This is a genomic window from Pedobacter alpinus, from assembly GCF_042684645.1.
Taxonomy (GTDB): domain Bacteria; phylum Bacteroidota; class Bacteroidia; order Sphingobacteriales; family Sphingobacteriaceae; genus Pseudopedobacter; species Pseudopedobacter alpinus.
This window is the reverse complement of record NZ_JBHULV010000003.1, coordinates 96,438-122,159: the sequence shown is the minus strand read 5'-3', so window position 1 is coordinate 122,159 and position 25,722 is coordinate 96,438. Positions and strand designations below refer to the sequence as shown.

The 25,722-nt window shown below is 37.9% G+C and carries 15 protein-coding genes and 1 pseudogene; all 16 read right to left on the bottom strand.

Annotation, left to right across the window (positions count from 1 at the left end):
• Nucleotides 1–362: 362 nt before the first annotated feature.
• Nucleotides 363–806 (bottom strand): annotated as a pseudogene (locus ACFSSE_RS00740) (hypothetical protein).
• 153 nt (nucleotides 807–959) lie between these two features.
• Nucleotides 960–2,546, bottom strand: a complete 1,587-nt coding sequence (locus tag ACFSSE_RS00735) for a sodium:solute symporter family transporter (RefSeq protein WP_379041243.1) — start codon at nucleotides 2,544–2,546, stop codon at nucleotides 960–962.
• 31 nt (nucleotides 2,547–2,577) lie between these two features.
• A complete protein-coding gene (locus ACFSSE_RS00730) occupies nucleotides 2,578–3,438 on the bottom strand; it encodes a hypothetical protein (protein WP_379041242.1) in 861 nt (286 codons plus the stop codon).
• A gap of 241 nt (nucleotides 3,439–3,679) precedes the next feature.
• Nucleotides 3,680–4,426, bottom strand: a complete 747-nt coding sequence (locus ACFSSE_RS00725; RefSeq protein ID WP_379041241.1) for a phytanoyl-CoA dioxygenase family protein — start codon at nucleotides 4,424–4,426, stop codon at nucleotides 3,680–3,682.
• A 258-nt stretch (nucleotides 4,427–4,684) separates the two neighbouring features.
• Entirely contained in the window at nucleotides 4,685–6,961 is a 2,277-nt protein-coding gene (locus tag ACFSSE_RS00720) for a glycoside hydrolase family 31 protein (protein ID WP_379041240.1), read from the bottom strand.
• A 14-nt stretch (nucleotides 6,962–6,975) separates the two neighbouring features.
• Nucleotides 6,976–9,474, bottom strand: a complete 2,499-nt coding sequence (locus ACFSSE_RS00715; RefSeq protein WP_379041239.1) for an L-rhamnose mutarotase — start codon at nucleotides 9,472–9,474, stop codon at nucleotides 6,976–6,978.
• 6 nt (nucleotides 9,475–9,480) lie between these two features.
• Nucleotides 9,481–10,539: a sugar phosphate isomerase/epimerase family protein gene (locus ACFSSE_RS00710; protein WP_379041238.1), complete on the bottom strand. Its 1,059-nt coding sequence runs from the start codon at nucleotides 10,537–10,539 to the stop codon at nucleotides 9,481–9,483.
• On the bottom strand, nucleotides 10,529–11,860 hold the full coding sequence (locus ACFSSE_RS00705) for an alpha/beta hydrolase family protein (protein ID WP_379041237.1): 1,332 nt from the start codon (nucleotides 11,858–11,860) through the stop codon (nucleotides 10,529–10,531). Before ACFSSE_RS00705 ends, ACFSSE_RS00710 begins: the two co-directional genes overlap by 11 nt.
• Nucleotides 11,861–12,066: 206 nt before the next feature.
• Complete coding sequence (locus tag ACFSSE_RS00700) at nucleotides 12,067–13,200, bottom strand: sialidase family protein (RefSeq protein ID WP_379041236.1); 1,134 nt, start codon at nucleotides 13,198–13,200, stop codon at nucleotides 12,067–12,069.
• 1 nt (nucleotide 13,201) lies between these two features.
• Entirely contained in the window at nucleotides 13,202–13,864 is a 663-nt protein-coding gene (locus ACFSSE_RS00695; RefSeq protein WP_379041235.1) for a DUF3826 domain-containing protein, read from the bottom strand.
• Between the two features lie 2 nt (nucleotides 13,865–13,866).
• Complete coding sequence (locus ACFSSE_RS00690) at nucleotides 13,867–16,605, bottom strand: glycoside hydrolase family 78 protein (RefSeq protein WP_379041234.1); 2,739 nt, start codon at nucleotides 16,603–16,605, stop codon at nucleotides 13,867–13,869.
• Nucleotide 16,606: 1 nt separating this feature from the next.
• The gene (locus tag ACFSSE_RS00685) at nucleotides 16,607–19,390 is read right to left on the bottom strand and encodes a glycoside hydrolase family 2 protein (protein ID WP_379041233.1); all 2,784 of its coding nucleotides are present in this window, start codon (nucleotides 19,388–19,390) and stop codon (nucleotides 16,607–16,609) included.
• Between the two features lie 2 nt (nucleotides 19,391–19,392).
• Nucleotides 19,393–20,826, bottom strand: a complete 1,434-nt coding sequence (locus ACFSSE_RS00680) for a sialate O-acetylesterase (RefSeq protein ID WP_379041232.1) — start codon at nucleotides 20,824–20,826, stop codon at nucleotides 19,393–19,395.
• Nucleotides 20,827–21,179: 353 nt separating this feature from the next.
• Entirely contained in the window at nucleotides 21,180–22,985 is a 1,806-nt protein-coding gene (locus tag ACFSSE_RS00675; protein ID WP_379041231.1) for a six-hairpin glycosidase, read from the bottom strand.
• Nucleotides 22,986–23,015: 30 nt separating this feature from the next.
• A complete protein-coding gene (locus ACFSSE_RS00670) occupies nucleotides 23,016–24,077 on the bottom strand; it encodes a glycoside hydrolase family 43 protein (RefSeq protein ID WP_379041230.1) in 1,062 nt (353 codons plus the stop codon).
• Between the two features lie 86 nt (nucleotides 24,078–24,163).
• Nucleotides 24,164–25,717, bottom strand: a complete 1,554-nt coding sequence (locus tag ACFSSE_RS00665) for a glycoside hydrolase family 140 protein (protein ID WP_379041229.1) — start codon at nucleotides 25,715–25,717, stop codon at nucleotides 24,164–24,166.
• Nucleotides 25,718–25,722: the final 5 nt, after the last annotated feature.

The following is a 25,722-nucleotide window of genomic DNA, read 5'->3' as shown; positions in this document are numbered from 1 at the left end:
TCAATCACTGGAAACCACCATTATCTGACAGCATTTAATACGGCGTTTTATATCTAAATTGGTATAAGAAAAGAATTTTCCAGTTCCCAACTAAGGAGTAACAAACTTTTACCCGTATCAGGCAATCAATATGCTGGTTTATATGTTCATTTACAAAATCATAAGACGAGTAACCTTGGTCATAGATGATAAGGTCGTTCTTTCTCCACTGTCTTGCATGTCTAGAGCCAATTCCCGTTCCCCTATGCTCAGTTTCTCCAGAACCGCATCTGAGGTATGCCGTTCAGTACATCGTATAAAACTGATGATCTTGCCTGAACTATTTCTACCTCAGACTGGTGCTTTGACACCATAACATGCATTTAGTTCCAAGGTGTGGTTTTTAATTTAAATTCGGAAGGCTTATTCTGTGGTAAATCAAAATTCCAAGAACCAACAGGCATCCATGGTGTGCCAGATTGTTATGCTTTTCCAGTTTCATCAATCCAAAGTTTATCTTCATTAGTTACCTTCCAAGACGCATCAGATTTAACATACTAGCCATCAATATAAATAGCAGGCAACACTTATTGGTTATATACTTTAAAGGAAATTTTGTGTTTCCCGGCTGAAATTTTTATTGATTTTGTTTGCCCGTAAACTTGAGCACCATCTAAAAGTAATTGAAAAGGCCCTTCTGAGTAGATTTTCACCTCGTCTGGTTCTGGAATATCTACCTCTGTTTGAAAAGTTACCAAAGCATAAGGACTATAATATTGCCAAAGCGGTGGAAATAGTGCTTCACGCTCTGTACGTCTTACCTGCATTTTATTGCTTAACCAAATTTCAAAATCTCCCGGATACCAAATCCATGTGGCTTTTTGTTGCGCACAAACGGAAAAACTTTGCAAAAGCATCATCAAACCGAATAAGAATAAAGAAAAGAATTTCATTTTTGATGAATTCATATTTTTTTGAATTTAATGTCCGTTGAAAAAGAAATATAAAGCCACCATTACGATGGTTAACGCCGCCCATAATAATTTCACCTGCTTATCTGGTTTTGCAGCAGGATCTATCCTCAATAAAACGCCATGGTCTTTTTGTCCAGCTTTATCGGTGATGGTAATGAGATAAGTCATCAGCGAAAGCACTACGAAAATATAGAACGATAAAAGCAGAAAATGCGGCCAATTGTATTGCCCATTTGGGAAAACCCAAAGGTATAAAACCCCTGTTCCCAAACTGATAACAGTTCCTAATGTCAAAACTAAATTAGCTGCTTTAGTGGTTGTTTTATTCCATAACACCCCGAATAAAAATACTACCGACATTGGCGGAGCGATGAAACCTAAAACGGATTGAAAAACATCGAATAAATTTAATCCTTTAATGCTATCGATGGCTAAAGTGATGAAAATGGACAATAAAGAACCTACCAAAACCACCAAACGCCCCGTTTTTTTGATGGTAGCTTGCGAGGCATCTTGATTATGCTTTTTCACATAAATATCCATGGTAAATACGGTACTCAAAGAATTTAATGCTGAGCCGATGGTACTGATTAAAGCTGCTATTAAAACAACAATAATCAATCCTCTTAAGCCAGCTGGAAAAAGCTGAGTAACCATGGTTAGATATGCCTCATCTGGATTTTTTAGCTGAGGAAAAAGCACAAAACAAACTATCCCCGGAAGGATAAAAAGGGGAACATCTAAAATCTTTAACCAACCAATAAAGTTAGCTCCTAACTGCCCTTCTTTTAAATTTTTAGCGCCTAAAACAGATTGCACCATGGACTGATCAGTACACCAAAACCATACACCCATAATGGGATAGCCCAATAAAATGGCAATCCATGGATAGTTTTTATCATCGGCTGGGAGTAACAAATTCCAGTAAGAACCGGGTGTTTGTGCATAAATGGCTTCCAATCCACCAGCTTTGTTAACGCCCATAACCACCAATAAAAGAGAAACGGCAATGAGCAGCAACATCTGGAAAACGTTGGTATAGGCAATGGCTTTCAATCCGCCGGCAGCGGCGAAAAACCCTGATAAAACCACCATCAAAATCACCGATAAATACATGGGAATATTGAGCAATTGCTGCACTAAAATTCCACCTGCAAATAAGGTTAAAGAAAGCCACGAAATTAATATGGTGATTAGCGTGTACCAAGCAAGAATATTACGGGTAGAATCGCCAAAACGTTTTCCCATAAACTCTGGAAGGGTGAGCACTTTTGCGCCTAAATAGCGTGGTGAGAAAACTACTGCTAATAAAAGAATAAAAATGAAGGCATACCAAGCAAAATTTCCGGCTACAATCCCCGTGGTGAAACCCACACTGGCAGATGCAATGAGCATAGAAGGCCCTACATTTGTGCCCCACATGTTTAAACCGATGCTTGTCCAGCCGAGCGTATTTCCTGCTAAGAATATGCTTTCATCGGTTTTTTTATTTTTGATAAAGGAAATGTAATAACCAAAGGCAACTAGTATCAACAAATAGCCTACAACAATGGCATAGTCAATGGGTTCTAAAAAACTACTGATTTGATTCATGATAACATTGGTTTAGGTTTATAAATTATGATCATGAAGCTAAAGCATGAGCTTTCTCCCAACATTCTTTAATCAACTCTTTATAGAGTAACGCTTGCTGCCATCTATCTCCTTCTTCTTCATTATTTTTAAAAGTTCGGGCATAAAAAATTTCAGCTTTCAATAATTCTATGGTAAAACAGATGTAGTCTCCGGGTTTAGCAGTTTTCAAAAAACCAATGAAAGAACGAGTCCACATTTCTTTGAAATGGGCTACATAATCCAAATTTTCATCCGCATTAACATCCACCTGAATGCAACCCGGATTTCCGATTCTGCCATGCATAAATCGTACTCTTTCAAATACTGGTGCTATAAAATCCCATTTATTTTCGATGCCTCCATAAACCATTTCTTGCCCAGTGTACCAGTGCGAAAAATCTCCGTTAAATCTAATCTCAGGGAATCTTTTCACCAGTTCAACAGTCCTAAACATATCTTGAGTAATGGTAGCTCGGTGGGTTTCTATATAAATTGGAAAATCGAATCTATTGGAACAATCCAAAACATAACGAACTAAATCATCAACTTCAGCTTCAGATTCTATACCCCACCCTAAATGTATGGTTGCGCAGTTGTAATTTGCGCCTTTCCAAATCGGCAACAAATCATCTAAATCTCCAACTTTATTGATGCGAGCATGAGCAGTTAAACTTAAGCTAAATTCTTTGCAGAGTTCTGGTATACCATCCTGAATTCCTTCGAAACCGGCTTTTGCAATGGCTTCATGTTTTTCTCTATCATTTCCCTTTGGTCCCTTTGAAAAAGAAGGAAGTTCATCACAAGTATTGTAATTAATATCAATTCTTAATGCAGGCGCATTAGCACTCCCATCGTTAGTGTTTTTAATCATGTTAAATAATTGGTGTATAATCTTGTATTCTTTGATCCCCGATGATTGCAATTACTAAACATTTTACAATCAGTTTTTAAAACAAAACACTGTAAAAAAATACAGTAAAAACAGTGCTTTTTACTATAAAGCAGAGTCCCGAAAAAGAGACTCTGCTTGAACAAAAACGCAGAGCCCCGAAAAGGAGACTCTGCTTGGACAAAAGTCTTTCTACTTTTAACTTTATACTTTCTATTTTATACTAATATTTGGCAACTCGCTCTCCGTCTTTAATAAATGGTTCTGCCCAGTAAAGCGGTTTATCGCCTTTCATAATCGGTTCTGCAGAGTATTGCAACAATAAAACTCTTCTAGATTTATTGGTTTTATTTGATCCACTTCTGTGAAAACAAGTGCTTGAAAACAAGGCTACATCACCAGCATCTAAAACAGCTGGAATGCCTGGGTTGTCTCCAAAATACCCAATTTTATCATTGGTTCCTTCTTGTAAAACGTGGTCAATTCTGTTTTCTGTTCCGGCATCTTTGTAAGGCAAAAGATAAACTGTTCCGTTTTCCTCTGTCACATCATCTAAAGGAATCCAGATAGACAAATAAGGTTTGTGGGCAAAATCCAAGTAGCCAGAATCCTGATGCCAAGAGAAAGTCATCCCTTTATCGGCCGCTTTTACTACGTATTGCTCTAAAAACAAGTAAACATCTTCCCCTAAAATGCTACGCGTAATTTGTTCCATCTCCTCCCCAAAAATAAGATCCTGCATGGTCTCGCTATCTTTATACCTTAAAGCGATAAAATATCTTTTCCCCTTATGGTTAATTTCATCCACTTCTACACCTTTCCTGTCCATTTCATCGTCTTTCTCTTTGATAAAACGCTGACATTCTGACTGCAGACGGGTAATCATTTCAGGAGATATTACGTCCTTAACTATGCAGAATCCATCTTCTGCAAATTGTTTTTTTTGTGAATCATTTAATACTGATGTCATTATAATTTTGTTTAATTGGTGATTGTATATTTTAATTCTCGTTTATTTTATCATTAATAGTTTGGGCGTTTTAACACGCTATCCACTGTATCTTTTTTTGCTTAGCCTTCGACTCCGCTCAGGCTGACAAAAAAAGGATGCCGTTCCTATCGTTAACGCGACCTTTAGCCTGTGATATGACACGGAACAAAGCCATCTGTTTATATTGGCACTGCCTTTTATTTAACAGATTGCCACGCTATCGCTCACAATGACCTGTTAATTTATTTGCGACAGGTAATCAAAGACTTTCCACGCCCCTTTAAATTCATTGTCAATTTTAACATTTATAGCTTTTTGTAAATCCATTTGATCTGTACAATCCACGGCTTCCGGGTACATAGGAATAACCGCTCCTTGTTTTACCCAAACTGGCATATCGGCTAAATCAGCCTCGAAATTTTTAATCCAGCAGTTTCCGGTAGTTTTTTCTCCAGTAAAAAAGTTTACCCAATCGCCTTCAGGTAAATAAATAGCTCTTTTATTTTCCGAATTCATCATTGGCGCCACTAAAAAATCATCTCCAAAATAATACTGGTCATCAATATGCCAGCACATTTTATCATCTGGGTGTTGCATTAACAAAGCCCTTAAAACCGGATAACCAGAATCAGTTGTTTTTTGGCTTTGCTCCAAAATATAAGGCAAAAGTGCATAGCGAAGTTTCCACCATTTTCTAACGATAATTGCTATCTCTGGATATTCGTAAGGTTCTCTTTTGGAGGTTCCGTGGTAGCGGATATGAGAGGTGAAAACCCCGAACTGCGTCCATCTCACATATAAATCGTTAGGAATAACAGAATTCATGAAATTTGGTACACCGTGAAAACCCGGCACATCATGGCTCCAAAATCCAAATCCAGATAAGCCCAAATGCAAACCTCCTTTTAACGAACCGGCCATTCCTTCCCAAGAGGCTGCCGCATCGCCTCCCCAATGTATCGGGTAACGCTGGCAACCTGCCCAACCTGCTCTTGCCCAAACAATGCCGTCTCCCGTAACTTCTTTGGTAACCTCGTAAGCGGCTTTTTGGTAAAGCAAAGCGTACAAATTATTCAGTAATTCGGGCGACATGGAATGGTATTTAGCGTCCAGGTGAATTTCCTCGCCAAAATCTGTTTTAATGGCGGTTACGCCCATTTCTAACAGTTCTCTTAACAAACCTTTGTACCATTCTACCGCTTTTGGATAGGTAAAATCTATGGTTCCGGCATAATCTAAACTACTAAAGTTAGAACCTCCCTGTTCGGCTTTGGTATCCAAAAGCCCCATGTAGCTATTGGCTTTTGCTTCCTCATATTGTTCGGCCTCGGAGGCTATGTATGGCATTTGCCAAAGGCTTACTCTGTAGCCATCGTTTTTCAATCTTGCAATAAATGCTTTAGGGTCTGGAAATCTTTCGGGGTTAAACTTCCACTCGCAAAGCCAATCGGTTTTAAACCAACCGGTATCTAAATGGATAACATCGCAAGGAAAATCTTCTTCTCGCAACCTGTCGCAAATCTCATTGACTTCATCCGCAGAAAAATAGGTCATCCTGCTCATCCAAATCCCAAAACTCCAAAGTGGCGGCACTTCTGGAAAACCGGTGAGTTGTTTGTATTTGTAAATTATTTTTTCAGGATTATCTTCTCCGATTAAAAAAATATCCAAAACAGGTTCTTCAACCATTAACTGAACGGAACGAGTAGAAAAATCGGCCATCGAAAATTTGCAGTACGCAGAAGTATGTAAAAACAAACCATACATCTCGCTTGACAAATAAAATGGAATATTCTTATAAGTTCGTTTATTATTTACGCCTTGCCCATCCTGATTTTTTAGCTGAAAAGTATGCCCGGATAAATCCATTTTGGTAAAGCGTTCGCCCGTTCCCACAAATTTCTCATCGGCTTTAGCCTGAAAAGAAATGGTAGCTTTTTCTGGTTCTCCTAATTTTTCAATAAAAGCCAAAGACATTCCGTCCACTCTTCGTGGAAAAAACTGATCGTAAGCACTTACCTTAACTGCTTTTTTGCCATCCGGATAAAAAGTAGACTGAAAAGATTCTTCTGGCGGAGGTAATAAATCACTCCAATAATCTATTTCTGGGTCTGATAAATCAATCGAAGCTCTTACTGTACCATTTTCGTCTTCAATAATCCCTTCGGTTGGTGTAGTTTTAAATTTTAAAGCGGTTTCTTTCAAATCATCAGCCACTTGTAACATGGACGAAGTTTCATGAATTTCTTGTCCAAATCCAATACTTACCCTTAAAACTTTATCGCCAAAGGCTCTTATAAAAACTTTAAATAGTTTCCTCTCGATCTGTAGATCAGGAGCAAAATCATTAGCCAAAATTTGCGCCTGAAACGGAACAGTTAATACAATTCCTAAACCTGATTTTTCTATCGCAATGGGTTTACACGATTTCCATAGTTTAGAAATCCCTTCTTCCTTGCTTAAATCAGTGTCAAAGTCTAAAAAATCAAAAAACTGATGATTGGTATGTTTCATTTAGCTTATTCTATTTAATCAAGTTTTTTTAAAAACACCCAGCTTTCACCAGGTTTTGTTCCTTCAATTCCGGTTTGGTATTGGCTCATTATTTTATTCCAATCGTCCACTCTCGGGTTATTTTCTGTGGTTTTTGGATTCAGCTCATCTAATTTTTTTCCTTTTGGGATGCTGATGATGAGCATCAATTGTCTTCCATTTTTAAAGACTTGCAATTGCTGAAAATCTGCATTGCAAAATCCTTGAGAAACTTCCGGCCATTTTTGGAATTGAGTGTGATGGTATTCCAAATATTCGTTCTGTTTTTTTACATCATCCACCAAATTGGCGGTCAATAAAATATGATCCCAATTGTCAGCCAAATTTGTATCAGAACAACGTTCATTTTTACTGAAATTATAAACCGGTTGATTGTAGGTTTTTATCTGAGATTTTGGATAAAGCGCTTTTAAATCTTTCTCTAATTTTTCAATGTGATTGAGCTTTGCATACAGCACCAAATGGTTTTCCCATTGGTACAATTCCGGATCAATTACACCATTTGATTTGGCTATAGATTTTATTTTATCAGCATCAAAACCTTCACCTTTTAATTCTACCACAGCAAAATGAGGCACTTCCTGTAAAGGCCACGTTTTATCAACCACAACCTCTTTAACCAAATATTGGTAAGGTTTTCTGATACCTGCTTTGGCTTTTACCGAGTCATCTACAAATGAATTATTGTGTATCCAAACGTTGCCCGGTCCGTTAGCGTTTTGCAAAAACTTCTCTGCCGGAACCCAGTTATTTTTTACCGTAAAATAGGAAGAACCTTCATCGGTATACAAATAAAACCAGTGAAAGGGATCGTGAGCGTAAGGATTTTGGTAAATGCTATCGATGTAATTATCGGCAATTAAACTCCCCGGTTGTGCCGAAAGGGTGTAAATAGACGCTACATCATACAAATGTTTTCCGTAATGATGAATTTTATTTCCAATGATTTTATTATTGCTCATGGCGTTGATGGATTTTGTCCAGCCCCAGCCCAAGCCAATTCCGGTGTAGGAAACATCAGAAATTTCGTTGTGTGCAATAGTGATATTTTTAACAAATCCTGCGCTAATGCCTACTGTTCCACAGTCTTCATTGGCTACATCGGTAATTAAATTATCGGTGATTAATTCGTTTGAGCAAATTTCTCTTTCGTCTTTAGGGTTGTAAGGCAAATGCGTTTCAAAAGCTTCATCAGAAAAAACGCCTAAATTTATTCCGCTTCCGCCGATGTCTTTAAACAGGTTTCCTTTGATGGTGTTATGGTTTGTTCCACGGTGAAAATCCAATCCTGTAGAAGAAAGATGCTGGAAACTACAGCCTTCGAAAATGGTATTATTGGCATAATTAACGGTTACTGCCGACTGTGGGCGACCAATCCATCCTTGATTTTCCAATCCGGCTTTATCTGGTGTTCCCGGAATCTTCAATTTATAAGCATCCAATAAGTACATTCCTGCTTGTAAAGGCACATGCCCCTGTTGCGATGGACGCAACCAATTGCTGTATTCAAAAGAAATCCCTTTGAAAGTAATATGATGAACAGGATAATCAATAGTTCCTGTGACATTAACTAAATTTTCTAAAACCGGAGCAATAACTTCGGCTTTGCTTAAATCTTCTCCAGCTTTTGGATAATAATAGATTTTAGCATTGTTTCTATCGAGATACCATTCTCCGGGCTCATCCAATAAAGAAATGGCATTGTTTAAAACAAAAGGAGAATTTCCTGTTTTTTTGGAAATCCACGGTGCTGGCCAAGGATGTTCGCTTTGAATTCTACTTTCTGGTTGTTCAAAATAGAGTTTGGCACTATCGCCTCTCACTTCCATATTTTTAATGCGGAGATTGGCAATGGCCCACCATTGTTGAATAAACATTTCCATTCCCGGCTCAAATCTCACTGATTTATCTTGGAAAGGAATCCAGCAAGTTTGTTCTTTTTTATCCCAAGAAAGGATACGATCCATTTTACTTCCCGAAGTACTTTTTGCTCTTGTTGCCTTCACTCCATTTACCCATAATTGGCGGTAATTTAAAATTTCTCCCGCTTTTTGAGGCGCATCCGCAACCCAAACTGTTCCAGCTTTTAAACCGTTTATTGCTTCCGCTTTTCTCCAGTTGATGATATTTACACCACCACTTAAAATTGCTTTTTTAAAGTTTTGCGCTTGTATAATCGTGGGACTTTCTGCCGTTCCAGAATCCTCTGGACGGATGAAAACCGGTTCTTGTAAATGATAGGTTCCGTCAGTTAAAATGATGTAGATTCCGTTTTTGATATTCGGATTTTTTAACCGGCGTAACTCTCTGGCTTTTCTTAAAGCCATGTTTAAACTGGCTAAGGGTTGCTTTTGTGTGCCTTCCGCTAAATCTGATCCCTTAGGCGAAACATAAATTTTTGTTACAGCACTGCTATCAGCTTTTAAAGCTTGAAAACTGAACAGTAAAAGAAAAAAAAAGAGAATTTTATTCATCGTTTATTATTGAAATACTTTTTTAAGATAGGCTACATTGGCTCCAAAATTCCCCTTAACATTGCGTGGCTGGGTGGCATCTCTTGAACGCTCCACCACAAGCCAACCTTTCCATTTCATGTCATCTATAGTTTGTTTCACTTTATATAAATCCAATCGTTTGTTATTTTCTAGCCAAACGTCGTCTTCATCTGTAGCATGGATTTGAACGATGTATTTTCTGCCTAAAATTTGGAGTTCTTTGTTTAAATCTCTTCCTTCTTTTAAGGGATTAGAGAAATTGAAATAGCTTCTTATATTTTTTGAGCAGATATCTTTTAACAATTCTTTTTCAGCGGTTGCGTCTAAAGAAGTTTCAATTCCGATGGTTACTCCGGCTTTCTTTGCCATTTTTCCAGCTATCTTTAAGCGTTCTACAATGGCTGGGCGTAATTCTGGATGTTTGATTAAATCACCTTTTACGCCTAATGGTAAAAAAGCGACTTTGATATTCATGGCTTTGGCTGTTGCCAGACAATCACCAATCATTTTTTGCCAAGTTGGTCGCTCTGCAAAAGATTGGGCGTAAAAACCTGTCATGGCTATGGAACAAAATTCAATATTTAATTCTTTCGCTTTCGCTAGATATTCTTGTCGAGTGGTATCATTGTTCAATTTGCTATCGAAGGTTTCTCTGTTTCCTAAACCGCCCATGTCAATTTCTAAACCGTCGGCTTTTAGCTCGCTGGCTAATGTGATGGCGCTGATTTTGTGACGTTTTAAAATCATTAAATCAATGACAGCGATTTTATAGTCTTGTTTTTGTTGGGCTTTTGTGAATATTGGAGTTAATAGTACGAGTGTTAATACTATGGCTATTTGTTTTTTACCACGGAGTGAACGGAGGTTTTTATCACAAAGTGCACTGAGTTGGGTGGTTAATTTTTTAACCACAGAGGGCGCAGAGATCACAGAGTTGGGTGGTGTTGTAGTGTTTTTTTTACCACAAAGAACACTGAGTTGAGTGGTGAGTTTTTTAAACACGGAGGGCGCAGAGGTCACAGAGTTGGGTTTACTATTTAACATCGTCGAGCTTTTTAAAATAGTTTTCCAATTGTGCGTAGCCTTTCATCGCGTTTGAAGGCAGTTTTTCTCCTTTATCGCCAAATACTTTTAAGTCGTTTTCGGTTTCGATGCTTACTTTATCTTCGTTTATGGCATTGATATTCATACTAAAGTTACGGGCAACAAAATCGTATAAGGCTTTTCGTTTATTTACGCCATAGTCATGTGATTCTGTAGGTAAATGAACATTTTCTATCTTGTCTTTTGCGCCATAATAGCTGTAAATATTTTGCAGGTATGGGAAATCATGGAGCGGTGTATGTGCTGTCCAATCGCCGCCATCAGAAATTAAAAGCTGTGGTTTTGGTGCAGCAAAAGCGGCCAATTCTACATTATTGGTGCCACCACCGCATAAATGAATAGGTAAACCACTTTCGCAAGGGCAACCTCCATAAAAATAGGATGAAATGGCGACCGCTGGTGCGCTCAATTTAATTCTGTCGTCTATTGCTGTTATTAAAACCGTGTGACTACCAGCTCCTGAACCTCCGCTAATGCCTACTCTTTCTGGATCCACATCTTTACGGGTTAAGAAATAATCGAGCAAACGGATGGCATCTAAAGTTTGCACAGCCATAGATAGGCTTTTACGATGGTCTTCATATTCAAACTGCAACATGGACTCGCCCCAAGCAAATAAATCGTAACTGAATGCCATGGCGCCCATGCGAGCTAAAGTGGCGCAGCGTATTTGGCAATCTTTGCGGTAGCGTTGTTGCAACCAATGCCCATCTGGACTTAAAATTAAAGGAATTTTTCCTTTCATTTTGCTTGGGCGGTACAACGAACCACTGAGGTAAACACCCGGCATCACTTCTAGAGCCATGTTTTGAACGGTATAACCATCAAACTTTCTAACAGCAGTAAAAATAGGTTTGCTATTAGGTTTTGGAGGTAATGGCGAAAGTTGTAGAGCCTCCATAATACATGGAATTAAGGCTGCTTTTCGTTTTTCAAAACCTGCTTTATCATTATATTTTGAAGCTAATCTGGCTAATTCTGCCCAACCATCTTCTGGTTGCCAACGGTAATATTCGTAATCTTTAAGTTTGTAAACACCTTCTTTTTCTTTGTTCACCTTCATATCTAAAGGCTTCAGTATGTTTTCTAGGGTTTCATCCACATCGGGGCGGAAACGCCATAGCGCATAATCCACGGTTTTACCAGTCACCTGTTTTTCATCAAATTTAATGGCAACCTGGTATCTTTCCTGGATTTCCATAAGCACATCTTTCAATGATTTTGGATATTTATCATCTGAACTTTGCGCTTTTACCATCATCAGCGAAAGCGTAAAAAAAATAAAAAATAAAAGCCTCATCCTAAATCCTTCTCCGAAGGAGAAGGACTTGCTCTTAATGTGTTTTAATAAGATCATTTTCAAATCATTTTCCTAAAACTAGCTAACTAATAACTTACAAACTGAAGTCAAACTACCTAACAAACGATAACCTAACCACCTAACAAACGATAACCTAAAAACTAAACCTACTCTTCTGCCGGTGCGTTTTCTGGTTTTGGGGCTTCGTAGCCTTTTAGCTTTGGCCACACGCCGTTCTTGATTTTTTTTAATTTTAATTTAGATGGATCAACCACCACATGTTTAATTTTTTCCCTGCGCCAAGTGTAAATAAAATGCAGTAAGCCATCGCTGGTTTGTATCACCGCAGGATAAGAATATTGGCTGATAGGCGAATCTTCTAAAATTAAAGCTGCTTTCCAGTTAATACCGTCTTTAGAAACCGAAACGTTTAATGGCGTACGTGGGCCTTTTACCAAATCTCCGGGAGGCAAAACATGGTTATAAACCAGCACATGCTTCCCGTTTTTCATGGTTACCGCATCGGTACCTGAGTTGTTGTTGGGTAAATTTGTTTTTTGCATGGCTGTCCAAGTTTCGCCATTATCATAAGACCAAGCCGTTGCTAAAGCTCTGTTTCTGGTACGGGCTAAAATCTGTAATTTACCATCTCCATGAAATAAAATACTGGGTTGTATAGCGTTAATAATTTCTTCTGTTTTATCTAAAGAGCCAATGGTTCTCCAAGTTTTACCAAAATCTGGCGTTACCTCAAAATGTACCCTCCAACCACCTTCGCCTTCTGTGCTACTTGGTGCAAATAAATTTCCGTTGCTCAATAAAACAGGTTTGTTTTTTACCGGACCAATCTGGTTGTTTGGCAATTTTTCTGCTTCTGACCATGTTTTACCGCCATCTTTAGAACGTTTTAACATTCCCCACCATTCTGATGGTTTTGGTCCTATTTTATAGAACAATAACAAATCTCCATCGGGAATTTGATATAAAACCGGATTCCATGTCGGCAATCTTTTGCTTGCGCTTTGCACTCCATCCGCTGCAGACACTGGGGCTGTCCATTTTCCATCTACTAATCTGGAAACGTAAATCTCTACATCGGGGTTACGCTCATGAGTTCCGCCAAAAAATGCGGAAACCATGCCTGTAGGGGTTTCTACAATGGTTGCCGAGTGCACTGACGGAAAATTTGCTTTCTCGTAAATAAACTCGTCTGTAATAATTCCTTTTCGCCAAGGCTTATCTTGCGCCTGACTCATGGTGCTTACAAAAATTAATCCTGCTAATACTGCTTTAAATTTCATGTTAGTTGTTGTTTTGTTTGGCTTTTTCTGCTTTAGCCTTTTTCACATAATCGTTATACATCTGACGCCAATTTCTACCATTGTTGTTCAAATATTGTTCTGCCTGTGTTTTATAAATCTCAAAAATGGCAGAAATCTGTTTCATACTTTTATAGTTTACTGCTTGCTCGCGGGCTTGTTCTAGTAAAGCAAGAATGGTTTGATCTTCTTTTTCAGTGATATTAGGCACAATCAAACGGTACGCCTTCATGGTAAAAGCTACTTTTCCTATCGTGTATTTATCCAAAACCATCGCTACTTGCTCTTCGTTTAAATCCTTTCTTAAACCATCCATCAAATTTTTGTGTACGGATGAAGGAATGGAAGAATCTACAATTATTTGCCTAAACAGTTCTGAAAGTGGTTTTCCATCGAGCGGATTGATTCCCGCTGGTACCAAGGTATAGGGATGACTGTTATGCCAGTCTCTAATTTGTGTTAAATGCAAAGCCACTACATTGTTAATTCTTGCTTCCTTATCGGGATTGTTTAGCAATAAACTGCTCACCCATTCTTTGGCTTTGGCTTCATTTTCCGCATCGGTTTTACTAGCAACTTCTTGTGCTTTAACCAAACCAAACGCTCCAATAAGCGTAATTAGCAATAACATTTTTAATTTTCTCATCTTTATTTAATTTGAAAGGTGTAATTCCCTGAGTTAACTTTATAAATCATATTTTTTCCATCCTGACGAATAAATTCTATTCCATCTGCCTGTTGAACAGATTTTCCGTTTTCTTTGATGTTTTTTTGGCTATCTGCTGGTAAATAAACCTCTGCCGAAGTATTTGCTGGGATGGTTATTTCCCAAGTGAAAGCTTTCTTATCCTTTTTCCAGCTGCTTTTAATTTTACCATAAGGCGAATCAAAACTGGCATCTACATATTGAAGTCCATCAACCGTTTCTGGCTTCATGATGATTTTTTTGAATCCCGGAATTCCGGCTTTTATGCCAGCCAGGTTTTCATAATACCAAATCAGTAAATCACCTAGCATCATCACATGATTTTGTGAATTCATTCTTGGGTGTGCGGTGTCTCCGTTCCATAATTCCCAAATGGTTGTTGCGCCATTTTCAATCATGTAACCCCAGCTTGGGTAAGTTTTTTGGGTTGCAATGGTGTATGCCAAATCTGGTCTTCCGTAATCATTTAAACAACGCATTAGCCACTGTACGCCTACCAAGCCATTGCTTAAATGCCCGTCATTAGTTACCTCAACAATATAGACGATGTTTTTAAAAACCTTTTCGGTTTCTGCTGCTGGAACCATCCCAAAATAAAGTGGAATAATGTTATCGGTTAACTTATTATCACCATAAAAACCTTTATTGTTATAAAATTTAGCATGGAAAGCATCTTTCACTTTTGTTGCTAAAGTTTCAAACGACATATAATCCGCTTCGTTGCCTGTTAGTTTGCTAAATTCCATCATCAATTGCAGAAAATGATAATGGTAAGCTGTGGAAAGCAAAGCTGATGGGTATTTTTTATCGGCACTTTTACCTCTTCCGGCTTCAATAGTAACAGGTGGCGCACACCAATCGCCGTAGCTATCCTTGGTCATGATGTAATTTTCCATGTACCTATCCTGCATATAAGCCAGCCATTTTTTGATTGCCGGATAATTATCTTTAACAACCTCTACATTTCCTGTTTGCCTGTACACCATATCGGTGATGGCAACAATGGTTCCGGCCCAAGTCATGTTATCACTGTAATAACGCCAAAAGGCAGGTGCCACATCCGGAATTGCACCGTCTTCTTTTTGCGAGTTGCGAATATCTTGCAACCATTTGGTGTAAATACGTTCGTTATCGAAAACAAAACTTTCTCCATAAGCCACTTCGCCTCTATCGCCCAGCCATGGCATGCGCTCGTTGCGTTGCGGACAATCCAAAGGCATGCCTTTGTAATTTCCAGCAATGCTCCACCAAGCATTTTTGAAGATTTGATTGATTAACAAGTTTGAGGTTTCAAATGTGCCAATGGTTTTGATATCATCGTAAACCATTTTCCCTAAAAAATCTGTCAGTTTTGGTTGATAGGTATAACCTGAAAGCTCGACAAACCTAAAACCACGGTAAACAAAAGTGGGTTCCCATTTCTCTTCATCGCCTCCTTTTAGGGTATATAAATCCGTATTTTGTGCGTTGCGGAGATTAGCAGTAAAAAGTTCTCCATTATCTTGTAGAGATTCTGCAAAACGAAGCTGAATCTGTTGTCCTTTTACTCCTTTAACTTTTATTTGCAACCAGCCCACCATGTTTTGCCCCATATCCAAAATGTACCTTCCACCAGAAAGTTTGGTAATGGAAACAGGTTGCATCGTTCTCATCACCTTCATGTTCTCATTCATTTGAGCTTCAATTGTGCCACTTGGTTCTTGCACATATTCGGCAGCTAACCATTTGCTGTCATCAAAACCGGATTGGGTCCATCCTAAAAATTCTTTTTTGGCATCATATTCTTCGCCATCGTATTCATTATTGGCCCTAATTGGCCCATTGGCTGTTCCTTTCCAGCTATCGTCTGTCTCAATGTCTTCTGTACTTCCATCGGTGTAAACCAAATGAAGGTTCAACAGCATTTTAGGAAAACCAAAAGTTTTGATTTTATAAGGCTTTTCATGTTGTCGCATAGCAAAGAAACGCCCATTTCCCAAAACCGCAGCTACAGCATTTCCCCCATTTTGGATGTAGGATGTCACATCGTAAGTATTTGCTTTTACGTTCTGGTTATAATCGGTAGGTGATGGTGCTAAAACATCTTCTCCTACTTTTTTGCCATTGATAAAAAGCTCGTACAAACCTAAACCTACAATGGATGCTGTTGCAGATTTGATCCCTTTGGTACTCTCAAATTCTTTTCTGAAATACCTTGCAGATAAACGAGAATTGTTTGTTATGCTGTCCCAAGGAAAAGCCCTGTCGAAACCAATCCAAGTCTTTGGCCAATCTTTATAGTAGAGCAAACCCATTGTCCAGAAGTTGTTTTCAGACCATTCGCTTTCGCCGATGCTTGTCCAAGTCTTTACTTTCCAAAAGCATTTGGTACGACTGTTTAATTCTTTACCACTGTATTTTACATGGATAGATTCCGAAGAATTTACTTTTCCTGAATTCCATAAATCGCCTTCGTTATTGGCTAGTTTAGATGCAGAGGAAGCCACCAAAACCTGATAGGCATTTTGTGTTATACCTCGTTTTGATGATACAATTTGCCAGCTTAAAAATGGTTGCTTCACATCTATTCCCAATGGATTTACCAATTGCTCCACTTTTAGTGCAGTCAATTTAGGCCCTTGTGCCTGAACTGCATAAAAACCAGTAATTAACAGAAATAATATGATGAATCTTTTAATCATTTTAATTGAAGTCAAAGTATAAAGTCAGTTCTTTTGCCCTTTCCGGATTTTTCTCATAATCGTAAAAGATATTCTTTTGCCCCATTGGCCCGGTACTTTCGGCTATTTGTGTTTTGTTGCCAATACTTGGGATGGCTTGCATAAAGCTGATATCTCCCTTAGGAAAAATCGGCACATAATTATGCCATTTGTCGTCTTTAAAAGCTGGTGTAAACAGCCTTAAAAAAGTATCTTCATCTTCTGCCAAAACTTTAAAATCCTGCCCTTTGGTTAAAAACTTGCACCAATACATATTGGCATGATAACCTCTAAATTCTGGGTAAACAAAAGGAATTTCTCCGGTTTCTGTATCGTTATAATCCTTGTGCCAAACGCCAAACTTTGGCCCTTTCATTCGGTTTTTCCAAACCCGATAAGGTCCTTTTCCCATATATTCCACCGCTTTAATTTCTGCTTCTGGAAATGAGAAATTTACCCCAGCAAACCAAGTGTAAAACTCGCCTGGAAAATAGTTTACCTTCATTTGAATATATCCGTTTGGATAAACCTTCCATTGTAAAGTATTGTAGCTTTCTTTTTTGTTAAAAACCGATGCAATCACCAAAGTATCTGCATCCATTTTTGCAGTAAAACCTTTAAAATTATTTGCCCCTTCTTGTAAAACTGGACCATTGTTAAAAGGAATTTCATTTGTTCCGCTTTTCACACTTTCTAAAATTCCGGTGCTTTTGTTGATTCGGATTTGTAGCTTTTTAACTTTGATCAAATAGCTTTCGCCGATGGTAGCATAGCTTACCTTTTCATCGGCTTTAGCCTGATTTAAAATTTCTTGTGCAATTTGCTTTGGCTTACTAATTGGAAAACTCCAAGTAAATATTTCCTTTTGATTGACATCTTTTGCGGTAAGGTATAGCACATCATAAGAAAACCAGTTTTCTGGAAGTGCTACTTTAAGAAGGCCTTTTGCATGAGGTTCGATATCTGGGGCATTGCTATTTCCTGATAAAACAGGTTTAGCAAGCGTACTATCTAGAACATTAAATTTCTTTAATTCCCAGCTAAAAGTGCATTGATTCACATTTGTAAAATCATAACGGTTTTCGATGTTAAAATCTCCTTCAAAAGCAGCTGTCATTTCTCTGACCTCAAATTTTATCGGACTCCAAACTTCTTTAATGGTAAAATAGCTGCCTTCTTTTTGATGAAAAGGCCCTAAAATACCATCTGGACCATGGTCTTTATCTGTATCGATGACGTTATTTTTATCAGTCCTTACCACACCTTCATCTGCAAAAACCCACAAAAAACCACCTGCCGAACTTGGTTTGCTCCACATGGCTTCCCAATAATCATCCAAACCGGCACCATGTCCGCCATCGTACAAACCATGCAAAAATTCTGTAGGCATTACAATGTTATGTCCGTTCATATAATTACCTATTCCGTAATTATATTGGCGATAATGTTGCGTATCAATACCTCCATAAGCTGCCCAAGGATGTATGACAGGACGTTTTTGAATATCGAATTCTTTAAAATATTTATCTAATTCTAAATTATGTCCACCTTCATTTCCGTTTGCCCAAAATATAATGGACGGATGGTGAATGGTAGGTTCCATCATTTCTTTCAGCAATTTTTTACCGGTTTGTGTATCGTAGTTACCATGCCATCCCGCCAGTTCATTCATTACATACAAACCCAAAGAATCACATATTGCTAAAAAGTGCGCATCGGGTGGATAATGTGCCATTCTCACCGCATTCATGTTCATGTCTTTCATCAGTTCAACATCATGAATAGACAAAGCTTTGCTGGTAGTTCTACCCGATGTAGGCCAAAAAGAATGACGGTTTACGCCTTTGAATTTTATTTTTACCCCGTTTATAAAAACGCCATCACGCTCTTTCACTACAATGGTTCTGAAACCTATTTTTTTGCTGATTTGATGAACTTTTTGACCTTTGTAGATTAAAGTAAAACGAGCATGGTATAAATTAGGGCATTCCGCAGACCATAGTTTAATATCTTCGAAATTGGTGCTTAGTGAAATGGATGATTTACCTTCTGTTTTTTGCGAAAAGGTTTTGCCAAACGCTTTTCCTTCTGCATCTAATAATTCCAGTTGAATTTCATCGGCTTTGCCAGAAAAAGAAATATTTGATTGGAAACTTCCATCTGCTTTGGCATCAATAGCCAATTCAGAAATATGTGTTTGTGGTAAAAATTCTAAATAAACCGGACGGAAAATCCCTCCAAAAAGCCAGAAATCTCCTCTGCGTTCCGCATCATTTACTGATTCATTAGCAGAATGTTTAGCAACTTCCACTTCTAATAAATTATCGGCTCCGTATTTTATGCTTTTGCTAATATCATATTTGAAGGCGTAATAAGCCCCTTGATGGGTTGGTCCTGCTAATTTTCCATTAATCTTTACTGTTGCATCGGTGAAAACACCTTCAAAAACAATATTGACCGCTTTTCCTTTAGCAGCTGCAGGAACTTTGAACTGGTATTTATATTTCCCAATCTCTTTTCCTCTTACGCTGTCTTTGTCGAACCCGTAATTGTATTTACCAAAACCTTGCAGTTCCCAGCAAGAAGGCACTCCAATCTTTGTCCATTTTCCTGCATTTTGTCCGGCAGAACAATAAAAATCCCATTTCACCATATTATCTTTTCCTTTACCAGAAAGGTAAATTTTCTCTGTTTGCTGAGCATTTGCCGAACACAGAAAAGCCATCAAGAAACTAAAAAAGGCGATATGTTTGATAAAAGATTTCAAAATTATGGGTTAAATTGGTTGACGATTTGATTATTTGTTCTGAAAGCACTGGCGGGTAAATTTGCCTTATTTACCAAATTTGGTTGAGCAACTTCATCCCATCCAAATCGGGCATTAATAGGGTTTTTAACTTCTGCGGAAGTCAATACAATCTTTTTTCCTTTAATTTTAGCTTTCGCTGGATGATAAACACCATCAGAGCCAGCTAATTCAAAAAAATCTAAAGGTTTGCCTTCTTTACTTCTTAAACCTTTTGCTTCTTTAAAAGAAAGAACAAGCTCATTGTTTTTGATCTTCATTTTATCGTAAACTGGTCCGCTCGAAATCAGTTTTTGACCATAAGTCTTATCTAAAGCAATCAATGCCAAACGACGACCGACTTCCCATTTGTAACCTGGGTGAATACCGCCACCACCATCAAATAAATCTGTAATTACTGCCATTCCGGTATTTGGAATTTTTAAAGCTGCTGCTTGAGCTTCCCAAAATTCGGGTAAATCATATTTATTATATTTCACTTCTCCTTCTGAAGAAGTGTAAGCAAAAGGGGCGATTTGGACATAGTAAAAAGGAAGTTCTGCGCCCCAATCTTTTCGCCAGCCATCAATTAAGGCTTTCATTTTATAAGTATAATTGACGCGATCTTTTAAAAAGCAATTACTTTCGCCTTGATACCATAAAAACCCCTTTATAGCAAAAGGGATCAATGGTTCTATCATAGAATGATAAAATTTGGCAGGGTCGCCTTCTAAATTTTTGTCTTTGAAATACGCAGAATTAGCAAAGTCTTCCTCATTAATCCAAGGCACAATTCTACTTCCAGGAATAGATGAAGCAATAATTCCCACTGGAACATTTAAATCTTTTTTGATTTCTTTAGCGAAGAAATAACCTACGGCAGAAAAATTCCTTAAAGCGTCACCTTCTGCAATATCCCATCCTTTATGCGTTGGCGATGGCTTAATCAATTCTTTTCGGTTCACCAAAAACAAACGAATATTTGGATAGTTTGCAAAATCTAATTCATTTATTGGGCTTGGGTTTAAACCTTTAGCTTGCTCTGCATCAACTTTACTATTCTTACGCATGGTATATTCCATGTTTGATTGACCAGAGCATAACCAAACTTCACCCACCAAAATATCTTTCAATATTATTGTGTTTGTTCCTTTGATAGTCATGTCACGATTTTCAAAGCTCGCTTTCAGCGGATTTAAAATCACTTTCCAATTACCCTTTTCATCAGCAATTGTTTGTGCGGATTTATTGGCAAAAGAAACTGAAACTTTTTCGCCAGCATTTGCAGTTCCACAAATCACAATTGGCTTTTTTTGTTGCAGTACCATTTGATGCCCCAATATTCTAGGCAATACCACTTCGGCATTAGCCTGAAAAGCAATGCTTACAAAAAATGCTATGACTTTTAGAAACTTCATTTAAAATTAATTTTATATCTAATGCCTTTTCAACACAACCTCGCCTGCCCTCATGCCGGGCAATGGCATTTACTTTATTCGGTTATTTTTTACTGTTTTCTTTTGTCCTCATGAGTGCTTCGCTATTTTTCATTTCTTGTTTATTTTTCTTGTTTGATGTTCAAGAGTGCTTCGCAATTTTTTCCGCAAAGAAGTAAACAAAAAACTCTCGACTACGCCCTTTGCTAAAAAGCAAGTGCTTTTACTCACTTCATCTGTACCGCAAAGTTCTGATGTCGAAACTAAGCCGTACTTTGGTCTGTGCTTGGGCTGGATTGAACGGAAAACAGTCGTCATTTGAATCATCTTAACATTTAATACGTTGTTTTTAAAGAATGAACATAGAAAACAGCTTCTTTTGCTTTCTCACCTGCGTTTTTTAAATCGTAATCTTGGTCTGTTGGGGTTTCTGCATCAGGAAAACGTCTAACTTCTCCGGTTCTAAACATGATTCTGCTGAAAACACTAATAGGTGCAAAATATACCCTCGCTCCTTTTTCCTGTCCGTTTACTTTAATTCTATAAATACGAGTAGTACAATCCAGTTCCATTTCAATTTTATAGGTCTTACCTGCTTCGTAATTCATCACTCCCGAATAACGATAGCCTACTTTTGCTTTTAAAGAACCTTCTGCATCAAAAACCAATCTTAATGCTGGTAAACCTTTATCATCCTGCAATTCTATTTGCAGTTCTCCAGTATTGTTTTGTTTAGGCGTAACTGTGAATGCTAAGTTTAGTTTTTGAGCTGGTTTAATCACTCTTACTGCTTTAGCATAATCAAAAGGATCTTCATCATGTAAAGCCAAAACCTTTTCTCCGTTTAGTTTTTCAATTTGAGTCCTTGCCCAAATCGGTGAAAATAAATTCCACTTATTTAGCTCGTTGCCATGAGGTAATTGGTTAAAATTTTCATCTACAACAGTATTTTCTTCCGCAGTTATTGGAACTGGTACTTTAGCCACCCAAATATCTTCTTTGTTCATACTGTAAGTCAGCCACATGTTATTGTCTGGCGGCACCCCATTTCCTTCTATAATTCCACGTACGTATTGCGGACCGTAGGATTTGTAGTTGCCCCCATATCGCATAAACGAAATTTCTCCGTTTACCAATAATAAATTGGTATAGTTTAAACCATCTACACTAGTAGAAACTGCCAAAGGCCACCTAAATTCTGATGGATTATACACCGTTGCAAATTTCCCATCACTGGTTTTTTGTCCCCAAATTTTAGCATTGCTATTGATGAAACCCGGTGCTCTCATTGGGCTGTAAGTCCAAGTTTTACCATCATCGTTACTTTGAGAGGTTAATGCATGTTTCCAAAAACCCATTACTTTTCCGTTTGGTAAATGGTAATAGCTAAAAGCTTTATATTCCTTTTTTAGTGGAATTAATGGATCGTCTCTATCAGCTTCTTCTACCCATTGTTGCATCATTAGTGGAGTAGCCATCAATTCATCGCAAGCTTGTTTAAATCCCTTATCTTTTGATGAAGTATAAAATGGGTAATTAGACTGTTTCTTATCCCAATTTTTATTGTTTCTGATGAAATAAATAGGTCCGTAAGTACCATCCTTATAAACTTCTCGCACTACTCTTCCAATTCCTTTCCCGTCATTTGGATCGTCTTTTAAATCCATCGCGATACCGTAATATCCTAGCGTTAATAAACGTCCATTTTTAGCCGTATAAAAACCCATTCTTTGGTGCATTACTGCATATAAATTGTTAGCTACGCCAGGATAACCTTCCTTTTTATAACCATCGGGGATTTTATAAGGAGGAAATAATACTTCTGGATTAGTCCAATTTACCCCATCTTTTGAGGTTAACATTAAGGTTCTGCCCGGAGCAATATGTTCGCCAATTGGGTCGCTTAAATATTGTAAGTAAAAAGTATTGTTCCAATAAGCTAAAAGTGGTTGATGATTGTAAGTCCAATTGTTTCCGCCTGCCCATTCTGGATGTTCTCTGTTAGCTCTAAAAACCTGTATATTATGTACTCCAATTGCTGACTGCAACTGCCCATGGTGATAATCTACATTAGACAAAGTGCTGCCTGTATATTTAACTGTATCCTGCGCAAATAGAATTTGAGCAGATAAAATCATCATTAAAAAAAATATGCTATTGTTAAGTCTCATCTACTTCTCCTCCGTTTTCAGGCTTTTTTTAAGTCTCTTTAAAAATGATTTCTTAATCGGAATAATGGTTCCGTGTTTATGTCCTTCTGGTATTGCTATTTCTGAATTGGCATCTGTAAAAGTTTTAAAATCGGCAGTTTTTACAGCGCCATAACTTTTATCCTGATAGGAATCGAAATAGATTAACCAGCCATCTTTTACTTTTACTACTGCAGGACCTTCCGTAAATTTTTTGGTATATGGTGCCGATACATCTTTAAATGGCCCGAAAGGATTATCGGCGAAAGCCACTTTTAAATTACGCTCTGGACGGGTATTGTCTTTTAAAACCAATGCATAATCTTTTATCGCTCGTTTTACAATTACAGCATCAATCACACTAAAATTAGGGTCGATGAATAATTTTGTAGGGCTAAAAGCTTTAAAATCTTTGGTGGTTGTGTAATACATCCGGTGGTTATTATTCTCTTCCTCAGCTCCTTTTGGAAAACGGAATGGAATGGTAGAAGCCCAAATGATGATGTATTGTTGATCCACATCGTCATAAAAAAGTTCTGGAGCCCAAACGTTTACCGTAGTTTCTTCATGCTGCATTACTGGGAGGAATTCTTGTTTAGACCAATGAATTAAATCTTTGGAACTGGCATAACCAAAACCTTTATCCCCTTTCCAGCTGCTGGTCCAAACCAAATGGAAAGTTCCATCAGGCCCTTGCACCATGGATGGGTCACGCATAACTTTTTGTTCTCCTACTTCGGGTTTTAGAAAAACGCAGTTAAAATCTTTCCAATGGTAAGCATCTTCACTATAAAGCATTCGCAAACCTTCGTCTGCTGGTTCGTGAAATGAGGTAAACAAATACGCTTTTTGATTGCATGTGCTAAAAAGAAATGCTGTAGCAATTAAAATATATATAGCTAACCTCATCGCTGAGGCCTTTTCAGCATAGGCTTGCCTGCCCTCATGCCGGGCATGGCATTTACTTTTTTTCCGTAAAAAAGTAAACAAAAAACTCTCGACTGCGCCATTTGCTATGGAAGGAAGTACTTTTACTTTGTTCATCTGTACCGCAAATGCCAAGGTCGAAAAAAAAGTGAACTTTGGGCTGTGCTTGGGCTGGATTGAACGTAAAAAAGTCAAAACTCGCATTATATACTTTCTAAAATTAACACCCAATCATTTCCATCTTTTACTGTTCCCGGAGGATTGAAAGATTTTGTTCCTTTGTTTTCAAATTCTCCAATTGCTGTTTCAGAACCGTCAGCTGGTTTAAACCATGATGCTTTCACATTTTCACCTTCAATTTTTCCCATATTAATTTCTAAATCTCTACCCGTCCAAGTGTAAATGAAAGCATAATCTTTTCCTTTAGTGGCTACCAAATAATTATGTTTTTCTTTTTGATTAGCGATGATGGATTGATCTGGAATCCTTTCGAAATAAGGTTTAGAGAGCATGAGTTTTTTAAGATGTTGCATTTGTCCAGCACCAGCATCGTTTATCGCTTTAGTATAATACTCCCAATTGCGGACACCAAAAGCTCCTGAACCTTCGTTTGGTTTATAAAATTGCATCACAGCATTGTTTCCATAAGTAAAACCTGCTGCTCCGGCAAACACCGACCAATAACCGTATCTTCTTACCGCTGCATCCGTCCAGCGAACTTCTAAAGAATCATGCAAGCCTTCTGGAATACCTTCATAACTTGGCTCGGCATCTAAGGTTGGTTTGGTAGGTTTTAAATTGTAATCTTCAAAAACATGTTTCCAATTATCTTCACCATAATGACGTTTTTCGTTTTTGGAAGTATCTTGATTGTATCTTCTATGTCCGGATTGGAAAGTATTGAAATCTAACCATTGCTCTTTATGAAACCACTCCGAAGAATTGGTTCTACCTCTTGGATGGAAAGTCATTAAATGTAAACTATCTCTTGATTTAATGGTTTCACCCACGGTTTGCCACACTTCTTGATATTCTGAACCTTTAATATCTCCACCATTCATCCAAATGATATTGGGTTTTTTCCCAAATCTATCTACCAAAAAATTAGCATATACTTTTGCTTCTTCAGGTTTTACTTTCCCGCTTTTAACAGCAGTTCCCCATACGTTTACAAATGCAATGTAAAGATTCCTTTTTGCCGCTTCATCTATGACGTAGTTGACATGATCCCAATAATCGTACTGAAGGCTGTCTTTAAAATCATCTCCTTTAGTCACATTTACAGAGTCGATTTTCTTATTGATTAAAGCCAAATCGCCGTAAAAATTAGCCACCTCTAAACTGTGTATTCCCATTACCTGGATTACGTTGAACCCTTTCTTTTGTCTATCGTCTAAATAGGCGACCGCTTCTTCCCGAGAAAGCTGTTTAAACAATAACCAACCCGTATCACCCAACCAAAAAAACGGTTTCCCATCATTGGTTTCAAAATATCTTCCTTCTTTGTTGATTTGCAAACCCATTTCGGCAACTTGCTCTTTTTGCTTGCAGGACGCAATGAGGAAAATCAGCCCGAAAAAGAATAAGCTAATTTTTACAATTAGTCTCATCTTAATCACGTCGAGGTTTACGAGACTTCTCACAAGCAAGGTAAACTCATAGAACTTAACACCTATTAGTGTGATGTCTCCTATCGTCGACATAACACTCGTCTTGGCGTTATTGAAATAAGATAAAAGCGGAATCTCTGTTTTCATTGGTT

What these genes read in the sequence shown, in the direction of transcription:
- ACFSSE_RS00700 (WP_379041236.1), bottom strand. Translation starts at nt 13,200, where the DNA reads ATGAAATTTAAAGCAGTATTAGCAGGATTAATTTTTGTAAGCACCATG.
- ACFSSE_RS00690 (WP_379041234.1), bottom strand. Translation starts at nt 16,605, where the DNA reads ATGATTAAAAGATTCATCATATTATTTCTGTTAATTACTGGTTTTTAT.
- ACFSSE_RS00695 (WP_379041235.1), bottom strand. Translation starts at nt 13,864, where the DNA reads ATGAGAAAATTAAAAATGTTATTGCTAATTACGCTTATTGGAGCGTTT.
- ACFSSE_RS00720 (WP_379041240.1), bottom strand. Translation starts at nt 6,961, where the DNA reads ATGAAACATACCAATCATCAGTTTTTTGATTTTTTAGACTTTGACACT.
- ACFSSE_RS00705 (WP_379041237.1), bottom strand. Translation starts at nt 11,860, where the DNA reads ATGATGGTAAAAGCGCAAAGTTCAGATGATAAATATCCAAAATCATTG.
- ACFSSE_RS00680 (WP_379041232.1), bottom strand. Translation starts at nt 20,826, where the DNA reads ATGAAGTTTCTAAAAGTCATAGCATTTTTTGTAAGCATTGCTTTTCAG.
- ACFSSE_RS00675 (WP_379041231.1), bottom strand. Translation starts at nt 22,985, where the DNA reads ATGATGATTTTATCTGCTCAAATTCTATTTGCGCAGGATACAGTTAAA.
- ACFSSE_RS00710 (WP_379041238.1), bottom strand. Translation starts at nt 10,539, where the DNA reads ATGTTAAATAGTAAACCCAACTCTGTGACCTCTGCGCCCTCCGTGTTT.
- ACFSSE_RS00665 (WP_379041229.1), bottom strand. Translation starts at nt 25,717, where the DNA reads ATGAAAACAGAGATTCCGCTTTTATCTTATTTCAATAACGCCAAGACG.
- ACFSSE_RS00715 (WP_379041239.1), bottom strand. Translation starts at nt 9,474, where the DNA reads ATGAATAAAATTCTCTTTTTTTTTCTTTTACTGTTCAGTTTTCAAGCT.
- ACFSSE_RS00725 (WP_379041241.1), bottom strand. Translation starts at nt 4,426, where the DNA reads ATGACATCAGTATTAAATGATTCACAAAAAAAACAATTTGCAGAAGAT.
- ACFSSE_RS00730 (WP_379041242.1), bottom strand. Translation starts at nt 3,438, where the DNA reads ATGATTAAAAACACTAACGATGGGAGTGCTAATGCGCCTGCATTAAGA.
- ACFSSE_RS00670 (WP_379041230.1), bottom strand. Translation starts at nt 24,077, where the DNA reads ATGAACAAAGTAAAAGTACTTCCTTCCATAGCAAATGGCGCAGTCGAG.
- ACFSSE_RS00735 (WP_379041243.1), bottom strand. Translation starts at nt 2,546, where the DNA reads ATGAATCAAATCAGTAGTTTTTTAGAACCCATTGACTATGCCATTGTT.